Annotated in this window: 1 protein-coding gene; it reads left to right on the plus strand. The window is 52.8% G+C overall.

The genetic code is table 11. From position 1 onward, the window contains the following. Positions 1–38: 38 nt before the first annotated feature. The coding region (locus R0J92_RS26965; protein WP_411053945.1) for a hypothetical protein at positions 39–233 on the plus strand (195 nt) is incomplete at its 3' end.

The raw sequence follows: 233 nt of genomic DNA on the forward strand, positions 1-233 counted from the left end.
CTTGAAAATGACCTCGTGATTGAGGGGGATAACGACTAATGGCCGCCATTGTCGATGTCTCTCTGCATGACAAACAGATGGAGGTTTATGCGTCTCGCCACCGATTTAAAGTCGTGGTGGCTGGTCGACGTTGGGGAAAAACCGCCCTCTCCAAAGCGATGATCATGCGGGCAGCCAAATATCCGAAGGCTCGGATTTGGTATATCGCACCCACCTTCCGCATGGCCAAGCAG

The sequence above is a fragment of the Tritonibacter sp. SIMBA_163 genome (assembly GCF_046535935.1).
GTDB lineage: Bacteria > Pseudomonadota > Alphaproteobacteria > Rhodobacterales > Rhodobacteraceae > Epibacterium > Epibacterium scottomollicae.